This is a genomic window from Geomonas sp. (assembly GCF_056994735.1).
Map to the genome: position 1 here is coordinate 1 of NZ_JBXKJL010000010.1, position 2,127 is coordinate 2,127.

The following is a 2,127-nucleotide window of genomic DNA, read 5'->3' on the forward strand; positions in this document are numbered from 1 at the left end:
AAAAGGGGGCATGCGATGAAACCATATCCTTCACTCAACTTCAATCTGGGCGAGACCGCGAATCTGATCCGCGAGACGGTAAGGGGATTTGCTCTGACGGAGATCGTGCCGCGTGCTGCGGAGATCGACCGGGAAAACCACTTCCCCATGGACCTGTGGCGCAAGATGGGGAGCCTTGGCCTCCTCGGCGTTACGGTTGACGAGGAGTACGGCGGATCCGGGCTGAGCTACCTGGAGCATGTCGTGGTCATGGAAGAGCTCTCCCGCGCCTCGGCCTCCGTGGCCCTCGCTTACGGGGCGCATTCGAACCTCTGCGTCAACCAGATCTTCCGCAACGGCACCCTTGCCCAGCGCAGCAAGTACCTCCCGAAACTCATCAGCGGAGAACATGTCGGAGCCCTGGCCATGAGCGAGACCGGGGCCGGCTCGGACGTGGTCAGCATGTCGCTGCGCGCCGAGAAGAAGGGCGACCACTACCTTTTGAACGGCAACAAGATGTGGATCACCAACGGGCCGCACGCCAACACCCTGGTCGTCTACGCCAAGACCGACGCCTCGGCAGGGCCCAAGGGGATAACCGCCTTCATCATCGAGAAGGGATTCCCGGGCTTCTCCACGGCGCAGAAGCTGGACAAGCTGGGGATGCGCGGCTCGGATACCTGCGAGCTCGTCTTCGAAAACTGCCGGGTCCCGGCTGAGAACGTGCTGGGAGCGGAGGGCAAGGGTGTGAACGTGCTGATGAGCGGGCTCGATTACGAGCGGGCTGTGCTCGCGGCCGGTCCCCTGGGGATCATGTAGGCGTGCATGGACGTGGTCGTGCCTTACGTCCACGAGCGCAAGCAGTTCGGCCAGTCCATCGGCCAGTTCCAGCTCATGCAGGGAAAGATAGCGGACATGTACACCATGCTGAACGTCTCCCGCTCCTACGTCTACACGGTGGCAGGCGCCTGCAGCCGCGGTGAGACGAGCCGCAAGGATTGCGCCGGCGCCATCCTCTATGCCGCTGAAAAGGCCACCTGGATGGCGCTGGAGGCGATCCAGTGCCTGGGTGGAAACGGCTATACCAACGAGTATCCCACCGGGCGCTTCCTGCGCGACGCCAAGCTCTACGAGATCGGGGCCGGAACCAGCGAGATCCGCCGCATGTTGATCGGACGCGAACTGTTCAACGAGACCTGCCACTGACGAAGAACCCCGCTCCGGAAGAGGCTCCGAAGAGAAGGGACGCCCTTCGGGAGCGGGGAAACGAGAAACGGCAGGCGCCGCCGGCTACACGGGGGGCGATGCCAAGAAGGAGAGCCATTCGACATGAGCGTACTGAAAACTTCCATTAACGCCAGCACCGACGAGTTCCGCTGCAATGCCGAGACCATGACAAGCCTGGTGGCCGACCTGCGGGAGAAGGTGGCGCGAGTAAAGCTCGGGGGGGGCGAGAAGGCCCGCACCAAACACGTCGAACGCGGAAAGCTCCTCCCCAGGGAGAGGATCCGCCACCTCCTCGATGCGGGCGCACCGTTCCTGGAGCTCTCCCAACTCGCAGCCTACGGGATGTACGGAGGGGACATCCCTTCAGCCGGGATCGTCACCGGCATCGGCCGGGTCTCCGGGCGCGAGTGCATGATCGTCGCCAACGACGCCACCGTGAAGGGGGGGACCTACTTCCCGATGACCGTCAAGAAGCACCTGCGGGCCCAGGAGGTCGCGGAGGCCAACCATCTCCCCTGCCTCTACCTGGTCGATTCCGGAGGGGCCAATCTCCCCCAGCAGGACGAGGTCTTCCCCGACAGGGACCACTTCGGCCGCATCTTTTACAACCAGGCCAACATGTCCGGCAAGGGGATACCGCAGATCGCCGTGGTGATGGGCTCCTGCACGGCCGGAGGGGCCTACGTCCCCGCCATGTCCGACGAGAGCATCATCGTCAGGGGACAGGGGACCATCTTCCTGGCCGGCCCTCCGCTGGTCAAGGCGGCAACCGGCGAGGTGGTGAGCGCCGAGGACCTGGGCGGAGCCGATGTCCACTGCCGCACCTCCGGGGTGACCGACTACTACGCCATGAACGACGGCCACGCGCTGGCGCAGGCCCGGCGGGTGGTGGCCAACCTCAACGGGGTAAAGCGCCCCGAG

Annotated in this window: 3 protein-coding genes; all 3 read left to right on the forward strand. The window is 64.5% G+C overall.

What is annotated here, in order from left to right; translation table 11 throughout:
* Window positions 1-15: 15 nt before the first annotated feature.
* Window positions 16-798: an acyl-CoA dehydrogenase family protein gene (locus AC11W3_RS00480; protein ID WP_484092298.1), complete on the forward strand. Its 783-nt coding sequence runs from the start codon at window positions 16-18 to the stop codon at window positions 796-798.
* A 6-nt stretch (window positions 799-804) separates the two neighbouring features.
* Entirely contained in the window at window positions 805-1,185 is a 381-nt protein-coding gene (locus AC11W3_RS00485) for an acyl-CoA dehydrogenase family protein (RefSeq protein ID WP_484092299.1), read from the forward strand.
* 123 nt (window positions 1,186-1,308) lie between these two features.
* Window positions 1,309-2,127, forward strand: an 819-nt coding sequence (locus AC11W3_RS00490) for a carboxyl transferase domain-containing protein (protein WP_484092300.1), incomplete at its 3' end; no start/stop codon positions are given.